The organism is Vibrio sp. 10N.222.55.C7 (assembly GCF_041473335.1).
GTDB lineage: Bacteria > Pseudomonadota > Gammaproteobacteria > Enterobacterales > Vibrionaceae > Vibrio > Vibrio crassostreae_C.
Map to the genome: position 1 here is coordinate 162,449 of NZ_JBFRSC010000028.1, position 19,838 is coordinate 182,286.

Genomic DNA, 19,838 nt, shown 5'->3' on the forward strand with positions numbered 1-19,838 from the left:
AGGATATTTTTTATCCACTCAATTTCGATTTTCCATCAGCTTCTGTTAAATTGTTTACTATTCTCATTTGCTTGCACGGATAGCAGACTATGCCTTATCAATGCCCTCTTACGTTCAATGACGAACAAATTGAAATCTGCGAATTAAAAAATCAGCTCGAGATCTTCACGCAGTATCAAAAAAATGAATTTCTGAACCACCATCCCGTCACCGATTTGGTTCTACTGCGCTCCGAATACATGGATTTACTTCTCAATCGTTTGTGGGAAAATTTCGGATTCAACAAACTGCCTCATATTTCACTTGTCGCAGTGGGTGGTTATGGTCGTGGCGAACTGCATCCTTTGTCTGACATTGATATTCTCATTGTCTCGCAAAAAACACTACCACCAGCTCTTGGTGAAAAGGTCAGTCAATTCATTACTCTACTTTGGGATTTAAAGCTCGAAGTTGGCCATGCTGTGCGAACTATTACTGAGTGTCTCGATATCGGCACCGATGATTTAACCGTCGCGACCAACCTACAAGAGTCGCGATTGTTATGTGGTAGTGAAGACACTTTCCAAGAACTAAAACTGAAGATTCATTCCGATTCATTTTGGCCAAGTGAGACGTTTTACAAAGCCAAGATTCAAGAACAGAGAGAGCGTCATGCTCGCTACCACGACACCACCTATAATTTAGAACCGGACATCAAATCGACTCCGGGAGGGCTCAGAGACATCCATACCCTGAGCTGGGTTGCGCGTCGCCACTTCGGCGCGACCTCTTTGTTAGAGATGAGCAAATACGGCTTTCTGACCGATGCTGAATATCGTGAGCTCGTTGAGTGCCAAGATTTTTTATGGCGTGTTCGCTTTGCATTGCATATTGAACTGCGCCGTTACGACAACCGTTTAACGTTCGCGCATCAAGCTCAAGTCGCTGAACATCTGGGTTATACGGGTGAAGGAAACCGTGGTGTTGAGATGATGATGAAAGAGTTCTACCGAACCCTTCGTCGTGTTGCTGAACTGAATAAGATGCTGCTTAAGCTGTTCGATCAAGCGATCATCAATGGCGGTCAAACCCAAGACGCTGAAATTCTCGATAGTGATTTCCAACGTCGAGGTTCGTTGATCGAAGCGCGCAAGCCTGCCCTATTCCAAGCAAGACCAGAAACCATTCTCGATATGTTCATCCATATCGCCAATGACTCGACTATCGAAGGGGTAAGTCCACCAACATTGCGACAACTGCGTACGGCACGCCGTCGATTGAACCGATTCCTGCATACCATTCCTGAAGCTCGTGACAAGTTCATGGATCTAGTTCGCCACCCTAATGCCCTGCACAAAGCCTTTAGCTTAATGCACAAATTGGGCGTGCTCTCTGCGTACTTACCGCAGTGGAGCCAGATCGTTGGTCAGATGCAGTTTGACCTATTCCATGTTTACACCGTGGATGAGCACAGTATCCGCCTGCTCAAGCACATCAACCGCTTTGGTCAAATCGAAAACCACGATAAGCACCCTATCTGCTGTGAAGTCTATCCTCGAGTACAGAAGAAAGAGTTGCTGATCCTTGCCGCTATCTTCCATGACATCGGCAAAGGCCGCGGCGGAGACCACTCTGAGATAGGTGCGGTTGAGGCTTACTCTTTCTGTATTGAACACGGGCTATCGAAGCCTGAAGCCAAACAAGTCGCGTGGTTGGTACAAAATCACCTATTGATGTCAGTAACGGCTCAACGTCGTGATATCTACGACCCAGATGTGATCACCGAATTCGCCAAAAAAGTGCGTGATGAAGAATCACTCGAGCTACTGGTTTGTTTAACCGTTGCCGATATCTGTGCGACTAACCCTGAGCTATGGAACAGTTGGAAACGAACCCTGTTAGCTGAGCTGTTCCACTCAACGCAGCGAGCACTGCGCCGCGGCTTGGAAAACCCTGTCGATGTCAGAGACCGTATTCGTCACAACCAACAAATGGCATCAGCACTGCTGCGTAAAGAAGGCTTCACCGCTCGTGAGATTGAAGTGTTGTGGCAACGCTTTAAGGCCGATTATTTCTTGCGTCACACACATAAACAAATCGCTTGGCACTGTGAGCACTTACTTCGCCTAGAAGACCCAAGCCAACCGTTAGTGCTGATCAGTAAGAAAGCGACGCGCGGTGGCACAGAAGTGTTCGTTTATTGTAAAGACCAAGCAGCACTGTTTGCGACCGTGGTTGCCGAACTCGACAGACGTAACTTTAACGTTCATGACGCGCAGGTCATGGTTAGCAAAGATGGTCATGTTTTGGATACCTTTATCGTACTAGACCAGCACGGCGAAGCGATTGATGAAGCAAGACACAAAGCCGTTGCTAAACATCTGACTCATGTATTGACTGATGGCCGCCCGACTAAGATTAAGACGCGTCGCACGCCACGTAACTTGCAACACTTTAAGGTCAAAACCTTAGTTGAGTTCCTACCAACCAAGAGCAAGAAACGTACCTTGATGGAGTTAAGAGCTCTTGATACGCCGGGGTTATTGGCTCAAGTCGGTGCAACCTTTGCGGAGCTAGACATCAACTTGCACGGTGCCAAAATCACCACCATAGGTGAGCGAGCAGAGGATCTGTTTATTCTGACCAGTGAAGCGGGAGGAAGGCTGTCTGAAGAACAAGAACAGGCACTAAGAGAACGATTAACCGAGCACGTTTCTGAACTCGCACCTTAGAAAGCGAATTCAGTCTAAAAACAGGTTTAATAACCAAATAAGTGTGGGCAAAGATAGAGAGCGATCTTGCCCACAACTTACAATCAATTCACAGATATCAACTATCTAGCTCGTCGTTAGGCTGCTACATTGATCAAGTCAAATACATAAAAGTATTACATTCATAACCTAGAGGTCGCTTATGTATCCAAACCTCACTGGCTTAGGTATCCACGAACCTAAACAGATTGAACGTTACTCCCTTCGCCAAGAAGCGCACAAAGATATCCTGAAGATTTACTTTCGTAAGCAGAAAGGGGAACTGTTCGCGAAAAGCGTTAAATTTAAGTACCCACGACAAGTAAAAAGTGTGCTTGTTAGCGGTGGCAATAATCAATACAAAGAAGTGACAGAGATTAACCGCAACCTCACTCTTGTGATTGATGAACTCAACAAAATCACCAAACCGACGCCAACGGCTGAGGTGGATGTGAAGCAGAAGATCCTTACCGACTTACGCCATCTAGAGAAAGTGGTATCAAGCAAGATCGCTGAGATCGAAGCTGATCTAGAAAAGCTAAAATGATCCCGCGACTAACTATTACTGTTAACTAACCAACATTAGTTATGCCGTTAAGGTTATACAGATACAAAAAGGGCTGATATCACTATCAGCCCTTTGTTTTTTTATTCTATTTTCTCTATTCACTTAGACTGGAGATTGCCTAAACACGCGAGACTTACTTAGACAAGCAAGTTTGAGCATCGATTAAGTTAGTATCCCACTCAAAGGTTTCAAACAACCTTAGCCAAGTTTCATCAAGGTTGGCCTTCATCACCAACTCTTCTTTTGTGAAAGGATGGATAAAGCGAAGCTCAGAAGCGTGCAACAACAAACGATGCGAATCTAAATCATCACGGAACAGTCGATTGTGCTTACCATCACCATGTGAAGTATCACCGACAATCGGATGTCTTAGATGAGCCATGTGACGACGCAGCTGATGTTTGCGACCTGTCTTTGGCATCATCTCAACCAAGCAGTAGCGGCTCGTAGGAAAGCGTCCTGTTGAATAGGGCACTTCTACTTTTGCTAGCGGTTCATAGACTGTCACTGCCTCTTGCGCTTCTTTGTCTTCTTTCGCGAACTTATCTGCGATCTTATCCAGCTCAACCTTAAGTGCATAATCGAGCGTATCGCCCTCTTCTATCCAACCACGGACAATCGCATGATAGGTTTTTTGCATCTCATGATTAGCGAACATTGGCATCACCTGTGAAGCAACCTCACTCGACAACGCAAACACCAACACACCCGATGTCGGTCTGTCTAAGCGGTGTAATGGAAATACATGCTGACCAATTTGATCGCGCAATGTCTGCATAACAAATTGCGTTTCGTGTTTATCCAACCATGAACGATGCACTAGCATGCCAGCGGGCTTATTCACCGCGACAAAGTACTCATCTTGATAAATGATCTCTAACATTACGCACATACCTCATCAATGCTCTGAATTGTCACTAGCAGTTCGACTTTGTCTGCCTCATTTTTCCACACTTCACCAAAATAAGGATGGATAGCAAAGCCTTTCGGTAGGCTCATTTGGGCATCCATCATTGCGTTGATCTTAACGATAAAGATCCACTGCAACCACTCTTCCGGTTGTAACGAATCAATCCCGAAAGGTTCAACGCTCGCCAGAGCTTCATCCGAAGGCGGAAGCGTGCTCCATAGCGAACATTGGCGCATTTGTTGTTCTAATTGTTGAAGTAAAAGAGGTAACTTTGTGGCTGCTGTCATTTTTCACCAAGTTATTTATCTAGTGACCTTGAAATTGGGGCATAGAGTACCATCTATTTAGGAAAGAAAGTTAGGAGCTTTATTACTATGGAAACGATTCACACGCTCACTCAGTTACTAAAGAATAGCGGTTGCCAGTACGATATCTACGACCTAGGTCGCCGTATTCAGAAGATCGACAACACCTTATTCTCTGATGTTGAGCAAGGGAAACAGCCGTACCCATTTCCACTTCAGAAACAAGCTCACTTAGCGATTAGTTACTGGAACGAACACAAGCAACCTTGGATCTGGTTCCTAAAATTCAAACTGGACGAAAGAGGCCTATTACATCAAGGTGATGTCGGCAATTTCCTTAAGTTTGTTATCGAAGCGATGGGCACACGTTTGAACGGTGAGATCAGCGAAGAGCAACAACAAAAGCTGTCAAACAACCCATATACCTTCAAGCCTTCAGAAGACAAAATGGCCGTGTTCCATAGCCAAGTAAGAGCAGGTTTAGACCTTGCAACGAGCCAATACTACGAACACGCTCAACACTACTTCACAGGCGATCTAGGCTGGGACAACTGGAAAACCGTTGGCCTACAAGGCATCACTGATATGTGTGCTCGTTTAGGCAGCCAACAAAATGGTGTCGCGATTCGCAAAGCATTGAATAAGCTGCCTTCAGAACCTCTATACGCGACTCTCGGGGCGCTTGAGCATACGCAAATCAATGACAAGCTCGCTCAACGCTTACAAGAAATGGCAGAGAATGAGATTAACAGTCAAGAGCCAGATCTGTTCTTACTGTCAGCACTGGTACGTGCCCTTTCTGGCGCAGAGCAAAGCACAACCAACGCCGTAATTAACCAAGTTCTGGCTAGCCCGCGCTTAAGCCACCAAGAAGTATTGATTGGTTTGGCTGGTCGCAGCTGGCACGCACTGCAAGATCCTGCGATTGCTGAGCAGTTCTTGCTGCGTCTCGCACAAACGGGCAACCAAAACTTGTTCAATCAGTTATTTGCAGATTTAGTGATGATTCCGACACTGAGAATGGTATTTTTACCATTATTGAACTCGAACCCATCACCAGAACTCGCCAATGCACTTGTAGAATTACAACAAGCGGCTAAGTCGCAATAGATACCAGACAGAACAGCTCAGTAGCTCATAACAAAAAGCTCAAATCACGAACGGAATAGAGAGATAAAAGGAAGTATGGATTAAATGATAGATAACTTATTGGCTATTTTGATGCTGTGCTTCTTTTGCTTTCTGTTTTGGCAACAGCGCAGGCAATCCGAGCTTGCGAAAGCTGCCATTGCGAGAAAATGTAAAGAGCTCGACTTACAGCTATTAAGTGTTGCCTTTAGTGGTCATAAACTTAAGATGCGCCATGAGCTCACCACCATTTGGCGCTGGCACACCGTGTATCAATTTGAGTTTTCAGCGTTAGGTGATGACCTGTACCAAGGGAAACTGACCATGGTGGGCTTCCGTTCTATGCGGTTTGAGCTACAGCCTCATAGAATGTAACGTCGCAATACGCGGTATAACTATATTCATGATAAGGGCCAAACTGATCTTGTTTGGTCTCTTTAAATGCAAAGCCTAACTTTTCAAGTAACTTAATTGATGGGTTATGACCAACATTAACGGTCGCGACAACATTCGTTAGGTGTTCTTCAAAACAAACCAAACTAAAGAAAGGTTTTAGCACTTCACTAGCAAGGCCTTGATTCCAAAACTCCTTGTCCAGAATAAATCCCAGTTCATGCTTCCCTTCTTCAGACGAAACAAACAAATGCCCGAGGTATTCGCGGGTTTGGTTGTGGATAATGGCTCGGCAAAAACCAACGTTGTCGTTCAGTATTTCTTGAAATAGGTGTTTTGCAGAGGCAATAGAATGCGGCCCGTTCATTTCAGCACGATTGATGGGGCAGCAATTCAACTTGATAAAGTCATGTTCTAACTGCTCGGTATAAGGTACCAACAGCGTTCTTGAGGTTGCTATCGTCATAAAACACTCCTTGTGTTGACCATTAGCAGAAAAGCAGATGTCGCGTGCTTAGATAAAAGCTCCTGAATTAAAGAGAGCCCCTAGATAGAGAAAAAGCCTTAGGAAAAGAAAAGCCCCGACACCGAAGTGTCAGGGCTAGGGTCTTACTCGCAGCAGTCCGGCTACTAATTAATGCTCCATGCATCATCCATAATAGTGGCTGTAATCCTTCAGCTCTTTCCTTTACTTCGCCGTCCTAGCGGTGTCCAATCATCCTGAAAGCTAACAATCCTAGTTAGCGCACATCACTTGTTCCGTGAGCGGTGTCCTTTACATCGTCCTGATGCTAATCCAACCCTTTAATCCTAAAGGTGTCCATTGTCATTCCGTTGCAGCTAACTTCCTGTTAACTGACTGTATCCCTACAATGTCCTTACGCTCCATGCTTGATCACTCAATCCTAAGTAACCAAATCTTCATCCTGAAGATAACCAAATCCTTGGTGCTTTCCTGTTCCGTGTCAGAATCCTTCCGACAAGGTTTAATTTACGCGATTTAGGATTTCGGACAATAGATTTGCATCACATTTTGAATTCAAGAAAGTTGTTAATTATATAAAACAATTAAAATTCAACACCTTAACCATGTGCACATCAATCTCTCTAGCGATGTATTCGTGTTATCTCACAACCTTTGTAAGAGATCTCTCACAAGCCATGGGCGGTTTTATGATTCGCTATCATTCACCAGAGCGAGTAAAATGACTAAAGACTAAAAATGGAGATCAACATGCTGACAAAAGATGTTTCTGAAGAGTTGAAATCAGTGCTTGAAGGACTGCAAGCGCAAGGGAAAGAGCCGACAGTTGCTTTAGTTAAGGCTCGTATGAGCACATCCGTTCCGATGCCCGCTTTAATCACGACCATCAAGAGCTGGAAAAGCGCAAATCGTGTTCCTAAAGTTGAAGTCGCGACACAAGAAGAGCCAGCACTTGATCGTGTTAGCCAACTGGAAAAGCAAATCCTTGAACTCACTGCTCGCGTTGCCATGCTTGAAGCTAAACTAACTGATCAATAAGGCAACTGAGCAATAAGTTGACCGATAAATAAGCTAACAGAGAAATAGAACACTATGAAGATATGGGTTGATGCGGACGCTTGTCCAAAGGTTATCCGAGAAACAATCGTACGCGCAGCTGAGCGCACAGGGGTTGAATGTACCTTTGTGGCAAACCATCTGGTTCCCGTTCCTAAACGCAATAACATTCACTCAATTCAAGTGCCAAGCGGGTTTGATATTGCTGATGATGAAATCGTAAAGCGCACTGAACCCGGCGATCTTGTGATTACATCCGATATCCCTCTGGCTGACGAAGTGATCACTAAAGGTGGGCAAGCACTCAGCTCTCGTGGTGAGCTTTACACCAAAGAGACCATTAAAGCGCGTCTGAACATTCGTGACTTTATGGATACCATGCGCTCAAGTGGCATCCAAACGGGTGGACCAAGTGCCCTTTCTCAAACCGACCGTCGTGAGTTTGCCAACCACTTAGATAGAATTCTAGCCAAACGCTAGCTGGCTCATCCGAGCTTAGCCTAGTTCTATCTCTCCATAAAAAATCAAAAAACCTGCAAACAATGCAGGTTTTTTTAATATCAATTAGAAGAAGGTTTCCCCTACTCTACAACTAAGGCGTGTAGTACGTTGCAGCGCCTGGACCTACTGGTAGACCGAATACGAATACCCATAGGTAGAACAAGATGCTCCAACCAAACATGAATACCATTGAGTAAGGCAACATTGTCGCGATCAGTGTACCGATACCTAGGTTCTTCATGTAGCGAGTTGCTACGGCAAGGATAAGACCGAAGTAGCTCATCATTGGTGTAATGATGTTGGTTGTTGAATCACCGATACGGTAAGCCGCTTGAATCGTTTCAGGTGCGTAGCCTACTAGCATTAGCATTGGAACGAAGATTGGCGCTGTTACTGCCCACTGTGCAGAAGCTGAACCGATCATCAGGTTAATGAAACCACACATTAGGATGAATGCGAAGAACAACATTGGACCCGTTAGGCCGATATCCTGAAGGAATGTTGCGCCGCCTACAGCAACCACTTGACCAAAGTTCGTCCACTTAAAGAAAGCAACAAACTGTGCAGCAAAGAATACAAGAACGATGTACATGCCCATTGAAGACATCGACGTTGCCATTGCATTAATCACATCACGGTCATTCTTCATTGAACCGGTAATTTTGCCGTAAACAAAACCAGGAATAGCAAAGAATACAAAGATAAACGCGACGATACTTTTCAGGAATGGAGAGCCTGAAATCGTGCCCGCCTCTGAACGTAGAACACCGTCAGCAGGAACAACAGTCCAAGCTAAAAGCGCACTCACGATTAATACAGCGACACCCGCCAATCTAAGGCCTTTCTTCTCAATAGCAGTAAGCTTACCCATTGAGTCATTTGAAAGATCTTCAGACGCGTCTTCGACATTGTATTTACCCAGTTTAGGTTCAACAATCTTCTCTGTTACCAATGCGCCGGCAATCGAGATAAAGAAGGTCGAAATAAACATGAAGTACCAGTTTGATTCAGGGCCAACAGAGTAAGATGGATCAAGCATTTGTGCTGCTGTTTCTGTGATACCAGAAAGCAGTGGATCAACCGTACCGATAAGTAGATTTGCAGAATAACCACCAGATACACCAGCAAATGCTGCCGCTAGACCTGCTAATGGGTGACGACCCAATGAGTGGAAAAGCATTGCTGCAAGAGGGATAAGTACTACGTAACCCAGCTCTGAAGCCGTGTTAGAGATAATACCGGCAAATACCACGGTTACAGTAACCATGCGCTGAGATGCGCCCATTACCATGCCGCGCATTGCCGCAGATAATAGACCTGAGTGCTCAGCAATCGCAACACCTAGCATTGCAACAAGTACAGTACCAAGTGGCGCAAAGCCAACAAAGTTCGAAACTAGATTCGTTACGATGAGTTGTAAGCCTTCAGCATTAAGTAAGCTTACAACGTGGATCATACCATCAGCAGCACGACCACTAGCACCTTCAGGGCGAGGGTCCATGACAGACACTTCAAAGTAACCAGCAATACCTGAAGAAACTAGGATTGCGACACAGAAGATAGCAAAAAGAGTGATTGGGTGGGGTAAAAGGTTCCCCAAATATTCAACGCTGTCTAAGAAGCGTGTGAAAATAGGTTTTTTTGGTGCGTTGTTTTTTATTGAAGCAGATGAACTCATCTGTTCCCTCCTTGTGTAGTTATTCCTGTGCAATTGTGACAAAGATGTTCAAATTGCCAGCGAAGGGTACGCGACAAAAATATCAATTAGAAATTCAAAATGTTACAAAGTGTGTAACAAACGACGACTTTTAACTCTATTTGAACAATTAATTAGCAAATAAATCTATATTAAACACAAAAACTAGATTTATAATTTACAACAACGCATTCACTAGAAATATAACTCACAATATAACCCATTGATTCACTTGAAAATAAAATACATCGTACGTTAAATGCACACTCGATATCCGGTTAAGTTCCTCTCGAAGGAAAAGAAAAACAGACAAATGAATGAAGTTTGACTTTCCCCTCGTTTTTACACACATGTCACATCATATTGACGGTTATTTTTGAACCGCTTTAAATCTTGGATTGGATTTACAGATCACATAGTGACGCCCTCTACGCTTAACTATCTGGCAATCAGGGTGACGGCTTTTCGCACTTTTAAGTGATTTAACAACTTTCATTATTTAGCTCCCTTACCTAATTGACCAAAACGACGAGTGAAGTTCGCAACGCGTCCCTCTTTATGTAGCACTCGTTGTTTGCCCGTATAGAAAGGATGCGACTTTGGCGACACCTCAATCGTGAAGTAAGGGCAAGTATTGCCGACTTCCCATTCGATAGTACGGTCTGTTTTTAGCGTTGAGCCGATTAAGAAGTACTCATCGACACTGGTGTCATGAAAAACCACGGGACGGTAATCTGGATGGATATTCGGTTTCATTGTATTCCCCTTAAATAACCAACTTGATATGTTATAACACTACAAGTGACAATTGTTATCAAAAGAAAAACAAGCGATTTTATGATATTTTTCCGTCTTAATCGTAATCAGAGAACACCCAACTATGTACACAATTGAACCTGTTGGCTTTATTGAGTCTCCTTATAAAGAGAAGTTCGCTGTGCCAAGGCAGCCCAGGTTGGTACCCACATCCACCTCAAGAGTCAGATTGGTTGATGCAGCAAACTGCCTTGAGTCTGTTCGTGATATAGAGCAATTTAGCCATGTTTGGTTACTATTTCTGTTCGACAAGAACCTTGAAGCAGGCTGGAAACCAACTGTGAGGCCACCTCGCCTTGGCGGGAATGAACGTATTGGTGTATTCGCGTCACGTGCCACATTCAGACCAAATGGAATTGGCATGTCTGCGGTTGAACTAAAAGGTGTGTCTCAAGAGAAAGGACAGACTTGGTTGGATCTCGGCAGCGTCGACTTAGTAGACGGTACACCGATCATCGACATCAAGCCTTATATCCCCTATTCAGATTCGATTCCGGATGCATTGGGAGGGTTTGCCGCCGATGAACCAGAAGTGCTCGACGTTAACTTTTCGCAGCAAGCGCAAAGTAAGCTCGCAAGCCATCCACAAGCGCGCCATATCATTCAGGTGATCAAAGAAGTATTAGGCCAAGATCCGCGACCTGCCTATAAAAAAGGCAAGCCTGACAACAAGGAATATGCGGTAAATTTGTTCAATCTTAACGTGAAATTCGTGGTTGAAACGCTTTTCATCAATGTAACTGACATTGAACGCTTTTGAGATCCCAAATAGGCTGATATTATATGCGGCTATATCAGATTTGCTGTGGTTACGAACGACAGCAAGTTTTCTTTTATCAATGATGAAACGGATACCATAGAATGCGTACCAGTAACTACCTTCTTTCTACTCTGAAAGAGACTCCAAACGACGCAGAAGTTATCAGCCACCAGCTGATGCTACGTGCAGGTATGATCCGTAAGCTAGCTTCAGGTTTATATACTTGGCTACCTACTGGTCTACGTGTACTGCGTAAAGTCGAAAATATCGTTCGCCAAGAGATCGATAATGCAGGTGCCGTTGAAATCTTGATGCCCGTAGTTCAACCGTTTGAGCTTTGGGAAGAGACTGGCCGTTCTGAAAAGATGGGGCCTGAGCTACTTCGTTTCACAGACCGTCACTCTCGTCCATTTGTTCTTAGCCCAACAGCTGAAGAAGTGGTAACGAGTCTAGTACGTAACGAGATCAGCTCTTACAAACAGCTACCTCTAAATCTGTACCAAATCCAGACTAAATTCCGTGATGAGCGCCGCCCTCGTTTTGGCGTAATGCGTGCACGTGAATTCTCTATGATGGATGCGTACAGCTTTGATATCGACAAAGAAGGCTTAGAAAAGTCTTACCAAGCGATGCACGATGCTTACTGTAAAGCATTCGACCGCATGGGCCTTGAATACCGCCCGGTATTAGCAGACTCTGGCGCAATCGGCGGCAGCGGCTCTCAAGAGTTCCACGTTCTTGCTGAAAGCGGCGAAGACCTAATCGCATTCTCTTCTGAATCTGATTACGCAGCGAACATCGAGAAAGCAGAAGCACTAGCTCCTACTGAAGAAGTTGCAGCGCCTACTCAAGAGATGGAATTGGTTGATACGCCAAACGCAAAAACAATCGCAGAACTTGTAGAGCAGCACGGTCTAGCAATCGAGAAGACAGTTAAGACTCTATTCGTTAAAGCATCTGATGAAGTAGAAGCAGATATTATTGCTCTAATCATCCGTGGTGACCACGAGCTTAACGAAGTGAAAGCAGAAAACCTTCCACAGGTTGCTTCTCCGCTAGAGATGGCTTCTGAAGAAGAAATCCGCGCACTTGTTGGTGCAGGTCCTGGTTCACTTGGACCTGTTGGCCTAGAGCTACCATTCATCGTTGACCGCTCTGTTGCTGTAATGAGCGACTTTGGCGCTGGTGCAAACGTAGATGGTAAGCACTACTTCGGCATCAACTGGGGTCGTGACGTTGAGCTGGCTCAAGTTGAAGACCTACGTAACGTTGTTGAAGGCGACCTAAGCCCATGTGGTCAAGGTACTATCCAGCTTAAGCGTGGTATTGAAGTTGGTCACATCTTCCAACTAGGTAATACTTACTCTAAAGCAATGAACTGTAACGTGCTTGGCCCTGATGGTAAGAGCGTAATCCTAGAAATGGGTTGTTACGGTATCGGTGTTTCACGTGTTGTTGCATCTGCTATCGAGCAAAACCACGATAAATTCGGTATCACTTGGCCAGACGCACTAGCGCCGTTCCAAGTTGCTATCGTACCAATGAACATGCACAAATCTGAGCGCGTTAAAGAAGCAGCTGAGAAGCTATACGCTGAATTAACAGCTATGGGTATCGAAGTTTTATTCGATGACCGTAAAGAGCGCCCTGGTGTTATGTTTAAAGATATCGAGCTTGTGGGTATCCCTCACACTATCGTTATCGGCGATCGCAGCATGGACGAAGGTAACTTCGAATACAAAAACCGTCGTACTGGTGATAAAGAAGCTATCGCAATGGACACGGTTATCGAGCACCTTAAGGCTCAACTAGCTTAGTAATCCGATTACTGACTAGATAAACATTGAAAGGCTGCCGTTAGGTGGCCTTTTTTGTGCCTGTCATTTCGCTTCAAACTCCCTTCTATTTATCAGTAGAGTAAATAACGTAAGTTAATCCCCTGTTCATCTTTAAATCCGTATATTGGTGTCATCAACTTTTTGGACATGCTCACCATTGGAGGTATCGATGGATATCAAAAGCTTACTGAACCAAGCACTTAAATCAGATCTCGTTAAACAAGGCACCCAGAAACTTTCACAAGGGTCTTCAAGTTTAAGTGGCCTTTCTCAAGGCAGCAATGGCAAGAGTAACAGTAAAAGTACACTCGGAGCCTTCGGTGCAGGCGCAGTTGGCGGCGGACTGTTAGGTGCGTTAATGGGCTCTAAGAAAACCAAGAAAATGGGTAAGAAAGCCGCTGGGATTGGCGGCGCAGCAGCACTGAGCGCTTTGGCTTATAAAGTCTACAACGACTACCAGTCCAAACAAGGCCAGACACCTAACGCCGAACAGGCTCAGTTTGATGAAAATGATGCAAACCACAGCGTGCTGATTCTACGATCGATGATTGCCGCGTCTAAAGCTGATGGCCATGTTGATGAAGAAGAGATGGCTAAGATAGAGCAAGCCGTCGAGAATATGGGCGCTGATTATCAACTGACTAAATTGGTCTCTGAAGAACTGCATAAGCCACTCGACCCAAGCGAAATCGCTCAACTGGCAACGTCACCTCAACAGGCGAGTGAGATCTACTTAGCCTCTTTGATTGTGGCCGACGAACAGAATTTCATGGAAAAGGCGTACCTGAAAGAGCTCGCGAAACAGCTCAACCTTGCTGATGAAGTCACCTATCAACTTGAACAACAAGTCTCTGGCTAATCGGCAAGTACCAAACGAAGCCGTAAAGAACGGCCTAAGCAGCGAGCTAACCAAGTGAGATATTGAGCAAGGACAAACTAACTCTGAACTTAATCAGATCCACTTTGTTTTTGCTTATCTCTATGTGTATATTGAGATCAGTTATCATTTGGTTAGGTATAAAAATGAAAGTATACGATTGTTGTGATTTGGTGCGTGAACTGTATTCTCAAATTGGCAGTGGCGACCAAGGCTATATCCCTAAAGCGATCACCTGCGCGGTAAAAACATTGAATGACCTTGCTGCAGATGAATCTCTTCCTAAAGAAGCGCGTGAGCGTGCAGCCTTTGCCGCTGCAAACCTGCTGATCTCAGATTTCGAGGACTAATATGAACCTCGCTAATTTTGAAAAAATGGATCCTGTAATGTTGATGAGTATCGTCAACATGAAGCTACGTGACGACTTCGGTGGTGATTTGGATCGAGTGGTCAACTTCTACGAGATCGACAAAGCAGCATTGATCGCAAAGCTCGCGTCTGCTGGTTTTGAGTATCTTCCAGAAGCTAAACAGTTTCGATAGTCGTTAAAAAAATCTTCCTATTTAAAGGCCAACCTCTGTGTTGGTCTTTTTTTTGGTGATACGTAACAAGCAAACATGCAGCAAACCCGTTATAAATTATCTGTCTGCACCTATACTTTTATATCTTAGAGTCAACGAACGCGCCTTGAACCAAAGCGTATTGTTGTATAGGCTACCCAAACTAGCATATAAAACTCATCACCCAACTTGATGATAGTGAAGGATTAACAATGAAAAGACTCGGACTTTTAGCCGTTATCGCAGCCGCACTCACCGCAGGTTGCGCTTCAAATACTCAGCAAGACAACTTTCGCGAAGCCTCTTTTGAGCTGTGTAATACTGAAGTCGATATTTACTCTGTAAGCCATGATGAACGAGTTCGCATCGTCTGCTCTGATGGCTCTAAATTCGCTTTGAACAGCGAAGATACACTAGAAGTAATGCGTGATATCAACATCGACTACTGCGATGGCGAAGGCTTAGGCAAATTCAACGAGAGCCGCCACTATTACTCATTCAAGTGTAAGTCAGGCACCCTACTTAGCATCAAAAAGTAGAATCGACACTACCAAATACCAAAGGGTTAATGTGAAAGCATTAACCCTTTTTAATACCCGCTTTTCTTTACTCTTAATCCCAAATCCACCAGCCACCAGATACAAAAAATAGCTCCTTTAAAGAAGCCTCTAGTATCATTGCTTTTCAAAGTAGTTGTTTGAAATTCTAAGAGAGCACGCAGAGATTACGGGTGTAAGTGAGCATGCTCGACAACAATTTTAAAACTTCCAAGTACAAAAAAGGCCCCTATTAAGGAGCCTCTAGTATCAATATTTTTCAAAGTAGTTGTTTGAAATTCTAGGAGAGCACGCGGAGCTTACGAATGTAAGTGAGCATGCTCGACAACGTAATACCCAAAAAAACAAAAAAAGCTCCCAACAGGAGCCTTTCAAATCGTATTTTTCAATCAAATAGCTTTAGTTCAAGGAAAAGGCGCGGAGTTTACGAATGTAAATGAGCACCTTTGACACAGAAATTAAGCTATTTGAGCCAGAAAAATTAAGCGTAAACCGGTAGACGCTTACAGATCTCTAATACTTTTGCTTTCGTTGCTTCGATAACAGACTCATCGCCCATGTTATCTAGGATGTCACAGATCCAACCTGCTAGCTCTTTCGCGTCTGCTTCTGAGAAACCGCGACGAGTGATAGAAGGAGAACCGATACGGATACCTGAAGTAACGAATGGGCTACGTGGGTCGTTTGGTACTGAGTTCTTGTTTACAGTGATGTTTGCTGCACCTAGTGCTGCATCTGCTTCTTTACCTGTGATGTCTTTGTTGATTAGGTCAACTAGGAACAGGTGGTTCTCTGTAGAACCTGAAACGATGTTGTAACCACGAGCTAGGAATTCAGCAACCATTGCTTTTGCGTTAGCAACAACGCGTGCTTGGTATTCTTTGAACTCTGGCTCTAGAGCTTCTTTGAACGCTACTGCTTTACCAGCGATAACGTGCATTAGAGGACCACCTTGGCCGCCTGGGAATACTGCTGAGTTCAGCTTCTTGTAAAGATCTTCGCCTTCGTTAGAAAGGATTAGACCACCACGAGGACCCGCAAGCGTTTTGTGCGTCGTTGTAGTTACTACGTGAGCGTGTGGCACTGGGTTCGGGTAAACGCCTGCAGCGATTAGACCTGCTACGTGAGCCATATCTACGAACAGGTAAGCACCTACTTTGTCAGCGATTTCACGCATGCGCTTCCAATCACAGATTTGAGAGTAAGCAGAGAAACCACCGATGATCATCTTAGGCTTGTTCTCGATAGCCAGCTTTTCCATCTCTTCGTAATCGATTTGACCCGCTTCATCGATACCGTAAGGGATGATGTTGTAAAGCTTACCAGAGAAGTTTACTGGAGAACCGTGAGTTAGGTGACCACCGTGTGCTAGGCTCATACCTAGAACCGTATCGCCTGCATTTAGTAGTGCCATGTATACAGCGTTATTTGCTTGAGAACCTGAGTGAGGCTGTACGTTTGCGTACTCTGCACCAAATAGTTCACATGCACGTTCAATTGCTAGAGTTTCAACTTTGTCTACGTACTCACAACCACCGTAGTAACGCTTGCCTGGGTAGCCTTCAGCGTATTTGTTTGTTAGCTGAGAACCTTGAGCTTCCATTACACGTGGGCTTGTGTAGTTTTCTGAAGCGATAAGTTCGATATGCTCTTCCTGACGAAGAGTTTCTTCTTGGATAGCTGCGAATAGATCCGCATCGTAATCAGCAATGTTCATGTCACGCTTAAGCATCTGTATCTCCTGACTCAGATTGTACTGAAAGTTTCAAAAAAACCACACAACGACCGAAAGCAAACGTTTCCGTCACCGTTTTGATGTGACGCATTCTACATAATTTGATCTAGGTCATAAAGAGCTAATTGCAATTTTATCATGCAGTTTTTTCATAATCACAAATAAGATTCATCATGGTTATTTGGCTTATCCAACCAAAGATGGCGCTTACTGTCAATTTTACGCTTTACACCCTGTAAAACGCAGATTACATAGGTTTACCTTAATTTTTCCCCTCAAGCTACCGAAAGCTAAGGTTTTTCTCTACTATGCACGCCTTTATTGGTTAGGTAATTATAAAAACGATGGAAAAACACTCACGTAAAGAAGATTGGGTAGCGATTCTCACTGGCACGTTTTTAGTGGCGTTAGGCGTCTTCTTTTTACAGTCAGCGAACCTGCTTACCGGGGGCACTACTGGCTTGGCTCTGCTTTTGAGTCAATTCTTGCCTGTAACCTTTGGTATTTTGTACTTTGTTGCCAATTGTCCATTCTATTTATTAGCATGGAAACGATTCGGCCGTAGCTTTGCTATTAGCAGTGCGATTTCTGGTGCTTTAGTATCTGTGTTTGCCGATCATTTATACTTAGTTATCTCGCTAGAAGTTCATAACGAGATCTATTGTGCTGTTGCCGGCGGCTTATTAATGGGCTTAGGTATGCTAATCCTATTCCGTCACCGCTCAAGTCTGGGTGGCTTCAACGTACTGTGCTTGTTTATCCAAGACCGCTACGGTATCTCGGTAGGTAAAACACAAATGGGTATTGATGCATGTATTCTGTTTGCATCGTTCTTCTTCGTGTCACCTTGGGTGATTGCCGTTTCTGTATTAGGCACCGCAGTATTGAACATCGTATTGGCAATGAACCACAAACCAACTCGCTACTCGGTGAATTACGCGTCTTAGAGTTCATTACCTGCTCTGTCGTTGCTGGCACTCGATGCTCAAACTTCTCGCAAGTAGACTCGAGGCACGATATTCCAGCCATCACTAAAACAAAAAAGGCTTTGGGGAGCACTCCAAAGCCTTTGTAGAAGCCCAATCCTTTGAGGGGAATAAGAATCAAGCTTCTTAAAATGAAACAAGGTTAACCTTCAATCAAGAGAATACGAGTCTCGTAAGGACGTAAGACTTGATGATGTAATGCAACTGAAGTGTTCGCTTGTTGATAGTTAGACAACAGACTCTTCGCCTTAGTCATATCAAAACGTTCCGGTAAAACGCACTCCGCCTCTTCACCATAATAGTTGTTAATACACAGCAAGGTTTGCCCTTCGTTCTCACGTGCATATGCAAAAATGGATGAGTGATCAGGTAATAGTTCTTGATAGCTGCCATCTGTAATCACTGGCACTTGTTTACGTAACTCAATCAAACTCTTATAGAAATAGAAAACAGAGTCTTTGTCTTCCAGTGCTTGCTCAGCGTTAATCCCAGGGTAATTATTCGCTACATCAAGCCATGGCTGAGCTTGTGAGAACCCTGCGTAAGGCTCACTGTTCCATTGCATTGGTGTACGAGAGTTATCACGAGACTTCTGCGCCAAAATCGCCATCATATCTTCATGAGCCACACCATCACGGTTCACCATGATGTCGTACATATTGGTACTCTCAACATCACGATACTGGCTAATTTCAGTATAGCTAGGGTTAGTCATGCCAATCTCTTCACCTTGATAGATATAAGGTGTGCCCTGCATCATGTGGACAGAAGCGGCGAGCATCTTGGCTGATTCAACGCGATATTGCTGATCGTTACCTAAGCGACTCACCACTCTTGGTTGGTCGTGGTTACACCAGAATAGTGCGCCCCACCCTTTGCCATTCAATCCCGTTTGCCAGTGGTTAAAGATCGATTTGAGCTGTAAGAAATCAAACGGCGCATTGGTCCACTTCTCACCATTGGTGTAATCGACCTTAAGGTGGTGGAAGTTAAACACCATCGATAGCTCACTGTTATCAACGTTTGAGTATTGCTGGCAGTGTTCCAACGTGGTTGAAGACATCTCGCCTACGGTCACGCTGCCGTACTTCTGAAATACGGCTTCGCTGATCTCTTTCAGGTATTCGTGTACACGTGGACCATCGGTATAGAAACGACGGCCATCACCGATATCATCATTAGGAAAGTCTTGCTGCTTCGAAATCAGGTTGATCACATCCAAGCGGAAACCATCAACGCCCTTTTCTGCCCAAAAGCTGATAACGTCTTTCACTTCTTCACGTACAACCGGGTTCTCCCAGTTGAGGTCAGCCTGTTCTTTGGCGAATAAGTGTAGGAAGTATTGCCCAGTCGCCTCATCTAGTTCCCACGCATTACCACCGAACTTAGACTGCCAGTTAGTTGGTGCTTGACCATCTACGGGATCTTTCCAAATATAGTAATCGCGGTAAGAGCTGTTTTTGTCGCCCAAAGCAGATTGAAACCATGCATGCTCTGTCGAGGTGTGGTTTACCACGATATCCATCACGATACGGATACCACGTTGGTGCGCTTCAGACAGCAATAAGTCGAAGTCTTCCATGGTGCCGAATTGAGGATTAATCGCGTAGTAGTCTGAGATATCGTAACCATTATCGATCATAGGAGATGCGTAAACCGGGGTTAGCCAAATCGCATCGACACTCAAATGTTTGAGGTAATCCAGTTTCGAAATGATCCCTTTGATGTCGCCAGTACCTTTACTGCCACTGTCGCAGAAGCTCTTTGGGTAGATTTGATAGATGGTTGCGGTTTTCCACCAGCTTTCATCATGTTCAGTCATCGCCATCTCTAACACTCACTTACCAGAAAATATAAAATAAAAATCACCATGTGAATCATGGTCGAATAGCCGTTATAACTAAAAGAAAAAGCTATAACTAAGAGAAAAAGCGATAA

The 19,838-nt window shown here is 44.4% G+C and carries 21 protein-coding genes; 13 read left to right on the plus strand and 8 right to left on the minus strand.

Translation table 11 applies throughout. The features are described 5' to 3' along the window. Positions 1-89 precede the first annotated feature (89 nt). Positions 90-2,711: a bifunctional uridylyltransferase/uridylyl-removing protein GlnD gene (gene glnD / locus AB4482_RS10880; protein WP_017060744.1), complete on the plus strand. Its 2,622-nt coding sequence runs from the start codon at positions 90-92 to the stop codon at positions 2,709-2,711. Positions 2,712-2,892: 181 nt separating this feature from the next. Beyond that, the gene (locus AB4482_RS10885; RefSeq protein WP_004734354.1) at positions 2,893-3,276 is read left to right on the plus strand and encodes a DUF3461 family protein; all 384 of its coding nucleotides are present in this window, start codon (positions 2,893-2,895) and stop codon (positions 3,274-3,276) included. Between the two features lie 154 nt (positions 3,277-3,430). On the opposite strand, the gene truC is transcribed toward AB4482_RS10885, so the two are convergent. Together truC and AB4482_RS10895 are read right to left on the minus strand one after the other, a co-directional pair. Beyond that, positions 3,431-4,180, minus strand: coding sequence for a tRNA pseudouridine(65) synthase TruC (gene truC / locus AB4482_RS10890; protein ID WP_017060745.1), 750 nt, complete (start codon positions 4,178-4,180; stop codon positions 3,431-3,433). Continuing rightward, complete coding sequence (locus AB4482_RS10895; protein WP_372131161.1) at positions 4,180-4,494, minus strand: YqcC family protein; 315 nt, start codon at positions 4,492-4,494, stop codon at positions 4,180-4,182. The genes truC and AB4482_RS10895 overlap by 1 nt, the downstream gene beginning before the upstream one ends. Before the next feature lie 87 nt (positions 4,495-4,581). On the opposite strand from AB4482_RS10895, the gene AB4482_RS10900 reads away from it, so the two are divergent. Continuing rightward, entirely contained in the window at positions 4,582-5,622 is a 1,041-nt protein-coding gene (locus AB4482_RS10900) for a DUF3549 family protein (RefSeq protein WP_017060747.1), read from the plus strand. 84 nt (positions 5,623-5,706) lie between these two features. Further along, positions 5,707-6,015, plus strand: a complete 309-nt coding sequence (locus AB4482_RS10905) for a DUF3301 domain-containing protein (RefSeq protein ID WP_017060748.1) — start codon at positions 5,707-5,709, stop codon at positions 6,013-6,015. On the opposite strand, the gene AB4482_RS10910 is transcribed toward AB4482_RS10905, so the two are convergent. Then, a complete protein-coding gene (locus tag AB4482_RS10910) occupies positions 5,981-6,499 on the minus strand; it encodes a GNAT family N-acetyltransferase (protein ID WP_017060749.1) in 519 nt (172 codons plus the stop codon). The two genes, AB4482_RS10905 and AB4482_RS10910, sit on opposite strands and share 35 nt — an antisense overlap. Before the next feature lie 768 nt (positions 6,500-7,267). Between AB4482_RS10910 and AB4482_RS10915 the strand changes: the two genes are divergently transcribed. Both AB4482_RS10915 and AB4482_RS10920 read left to right on the plus strand, forming a co-directional pair. Further along, positions 7,268-7,555, plus strand: a complete 288-nt coding sequence (locus AB4482_RS10915) for a hypothetical protein (protein WP_017069390.1) — start codon at positions 7,268-7,270, stop codon at positions 7,553-7,555. Positions 7,556-7,609: 54 nt separating this feature from the next. After that, positions 7,610-8,053 (plus strand): YaiI/YqxD family protein, encoded by a 444-nt coding sequence (locus AB4482_RS10920; protein ID WP_017063355.1) that lies wholly within the window; start codon positions 7,610-7,612, stop codon positions 8,051-8,053. 112 nt (positions 8,054-8,165) lie between these two features. On the opposite strand, the gene AB4482_RS10925 is transcribed toward AB4482_RS10920, so the two are convergent. From AB4482_RS10925 to AB4482_RS10935, 3 genes are all read right to left on the minus strand, one after another. Continuing rightward, positions 8,166-9,752, minus strand: coding sequence for an AbgT family transporter (locus AB4482_RS10925; RefSeq protein ID WP_010436458.1), 1,587 nt, complete (start codon positions 9,750-9,752; stop codon positions 8,166-8,168). Positions 9,753-10,140: 388 nt separating this feature from the next. Beyond that, on the minus strand, positions 10,141-10,266 hold the full coding sequence (gene ykgO, locus AB4482_RS10930) for a type B 50S ribosomal protein L36 (RefSeq protein WP_010436457.1): 126 nt from the start codon (positions 10,264-10,266) through the stop codon (positions 10,141-10,143). Continuing rightward, positions 10,266-10,526: a type B 50S ribosomal protein L31 gene (locus AB4482_RS10935; RefSeq protein WP_136982694.1), complete on the minus strand. Its 261-nt coding sequence runs from the start codon at positions 10,524-10,526 to the stop codon at positions 10,266-10,268. Before AB4482_RS10935 ends, ykgO begins: the two co-directional genes overlap by 1 nt. 124 nt (positions 10,527-10,650) lie before the next feature. On the opposite strand from AB4482_RS10935, the gene tsaA reads away from it, so the two are divergent. The 6 genes from tsaA to AB4482_RS10965 all read left to right on the plus strand — a co-directional run bounded on the left by tsaA (position 10,651) and on the right by AB4482_RS10965 (position 15,161). Then, the gene (tsaA, locus tag AB4482_RS10940) at positions 10,651-11,346 is read left to right on the plus strand and encodes a tRNA (N6-threonylcarbamoyladenosine(37)-N6)-methyltransferase TrmO (RefSeq protein WP_017063354.1); all 696 of its coding nucleotides are present in this window, start codon (positions 10,651-10,653) and stop codon (positions 11,344-11,346) included. A gap of 101 nt (positions 11,347-11,447) precedes the next feature. After that, complete coding sequence (locus AB4482_RS10945) at positions 11,448-13,163, plus strand: proline--tRNA ligase (RefSeq protein ID WP_010436451.1); 1,716 nt, start codon at positions 11,448-11,450, stop codon at positions 13,161-13,163. A gap of 190 nt (positions 13,164-13,353) precedes the next feature. Continuing rightward, the gene (locus AB4482_RS10950; protein WP_372180922.1) at positions 13,354-14,043 is read left to right on the plus strand and encodes a tellurite resistance TerB family protein; all 690 of its coding nucleotides are present in this window, start codon (positions 13,354-13,356) and stop codon (positions 14,041-14,043) included. A 164-nt stretch (positions 14,044-14,207) separates the two neighbouring features. After that, positions 14,208-14,411 (plus strand): YaeP family protein, encoded by a 204-nt coding sequence (locus tag AB4482_RS10955; RefSeq protein ID WP_008222923.1) that lies wholly within the window; start codon positions 14,208-14,210, stop codon positions 14,409-14,411. Between the two features lies 1 nt (position 14,412). Beyond that, positions 14,413-14,604 carry a DUF4250 domain-containing protein gene (locus AB4482_RS10960; protein WP_004738555.1) on the plus strand — a complete coding sequence of 64 codons (192 nt, stop codon included), beginning with the start codon at positions 14,413-14,415 and terminating at the stop codon, positions 14,602-14,604. 230 nt (positions 14,605-14,834) lie between these two features. Then, positions 14,835-15,161: a hypothetical protein gene (locus AB4482_RS10965; RefSeq protein ID WP_102320137.1), complete on the plus strand. Its 327-nt coding sequence runs from the start codon at positions 14,835-14,837 to the stop codon at positions 15,159-15,161. A gap of 499 nt (positions 15,162-15,660) precedes the next feature. On the opposite strand, the gene glyA is transcribed toward AB4482_RS10965, so the two are convergent. After that, complete coding sequence (gene glyA / locus AB4482_RS10970; protein WP_017066387.1) at positions 15,661-16,911, minus strand: serine hydroxymethyltransferase; 1,251 nt, start codon at positions 16,909-16,911, stop codon at positions 15,661-15,663. Between the two features lie 347 nt (positions 16,912-17,258). Here glyA and AB4482_RS10975 point away from each other — a divergent pair, with 347 nt between their 5' ends. Continuing rightward, positions 17,259-17,861 (plus strand): YitT family protein, encoded by a 603-nt coding sequence (locus AB4482_RS10975; RefSeq protein WP_017060757.1) that lies wholly within the window; start codon positions 17,259-17,261, stop codon positions 17,859-17,861. A 181-nt stretch (positions 17,862-18,042) separates the two neighbouring features. Here the strand turns inward: AB4482_RS10975 and treC are convergent, their stop codons facing one another. Next, positions 18,043-19,728: an alpha,alpha-phosphotrehalase gene (gene treC / locus AB4482_RS10980; protein WP_372180923.1), complete on the minus strand. Its 1,686-nt coding sequence runs from the start codon at positions 19,726-19,728 to the stop codon at positions 18,043-18,045. Between the last annotated feature and the right edge of the window lie 110 nt (positions 19,729-19,838).

What these genes read in the sequence shown, in the direction of transcription:
- glnD (WP_017060744.1), top strand. Translation starts at nt 90, where the DNA reads ATGCCTTATCAATGCCCTCTTACGTTCAATGACGAACAAATTGAAATC.
- AB4482_RS10885 (WP_004734354.1), top strand. Translation starts at nt 2,893, where the DNA reads ATGTATCCAAACCTCACTGGCTTAGGTATCCACGAACCTAAACAGATT.
- truC (WP_017060745.1), bottom strand. Translation starts at nt 4,180, where the DNA reads ATGTTAGAGATCATTTATCAAGATGAGTACTTTGTCGCGGTGAATAAG.
- AB4482_RS10895 (WP_372131161.1), bottom strand. Translation starts at nt 4,494, where the DNA reads ATGACAGCAGCCACAAAGTTACCTCTTTTACTTCAACAATTAGAACAA.
- AB4482_RS10900 (WP_017060747.1), top strand. Translation starts at nt 4,582, where the DNA reads ATGGAAACGATTCACACGCTCACTCAGTTACTAAAGAATAGCGGTTGC.
- AB4482_RS10905 (WP_017060748.1), top strand. Translation starts at nt 5,707, where the DNA reads ATGATAGATAACTTATTGGCTATTTTGATGCTGTGCTTCTTTTGCTTT.
- AB4482_RS10910 (WP_017060749.1), bottom strand. Translation starts at nt 6,499, where the DNA reads ATGACGATAGCAACCTCAAGAACGCTGTTGGTACCTTATACCGAGCAG.
- AB4482_RS10915 (WP_017069390.1), top strand. Translation starts at nt 7,268, where the DNA reads ATGCTGACAAAAGATGTTTCTGAAGAGTTGAAATCAGTGCTTGAAGGA.
- AB4482_RS10920 (WP_017063355.1), top strand. Translation starts at nt 7,610, where the DNA reads ATGAAGATATGGGTTGATGCGGACGCTTGTCCAAAGGTTATCCGAGAA.
- AB4482_RS10925 (WP_010436458.1), bottom strand. Translation starts at nt 9,752, where the DNA reads ATGAGTTCATCTGCTTCAATAAAAAACAACGCACCAAAAAAACCTATT.
- ykgO (WP_010436457.1), bottom strand. Translation starts at nt 10,266, where the DNA reads ATGAAAGTTGTTAAATCACTTAAAAGTGCGAAAAGCCGTCACCCTGAT.
- AB4482_RS10935 (WP_136982694.1), bottom strand. Translation starts at nt 10,526, where the DNA reads ATGAAACCGAATATCCATCCAGATTACCGTCCCGTGGTTTTTCATGAC.
- tsaA (WP_017063354.1), top strand. Translation starts at nt 10,651, where the DNA reads ATGTACACAATTGAACCTGTTGGCTTTATTGAGTCTCCTTATAAAGAG.
- AB4482_RS10945 (WP_010436451.1), top strand. Translation starts at nt 11,448, where the DNA reads ATGCGTACCAGTAACTACCTTCTTTCTACTCTGAAAGAGACTCCAAAC.
- AB4482_RS10950 (WP_372180922.1), top strand. Translation starts at nt 13,354, where the DNA reads ATGGATATCAAAAGCTTACTGAACCAAGCACTTAAATCAGATCTCGTT.
- AB4482_RS10955 (WP_008222923.1), top strand. Translation starts at nt 14,208, where the DNA reads ATGAAAGTATACGATTGTTGTGATTTGGTGCGTGAACTGTATTCTCAA.
- AB4482_RS10960 (WP_004738555.1), top strand. Translation starts at nt 14,413, where the DNA reads ATGAACCTCGCTAATTTTGAAAAAATGGATCCTGTAATGTTGATGAGT.
- AB4482_RS10965 (WP_102320137.1), top strand. Translation starts at nt 14,835, where the DNA reads ATGAAAAGACTCGGACTTTTAGCCGTTATCGCAGCCGCACTCACCGCA.
- glyA (WP_017066387.1), bottom strand. Translation starts at nt 16,911, where the DNA reads ATGCTTAAGCGTGACATGAACATTGCTGATTACGATGCGGATCTATTC.
- AB4482_RS10975 (WP_017060757.1), top strand. Translation starts at nt 17,259, where the DNA reads ATGGAAAAACACTCACGTAAAGAAGATTGGGTAGCGATTCTCACTGGC.
- treC (WP_372180923.1), bottom strand. Translation starts at nt 19,728, where the DNA reads ATGGCGATGACTGAACATGATGAAAGCTGGTGGAAAACCGCAACCATC.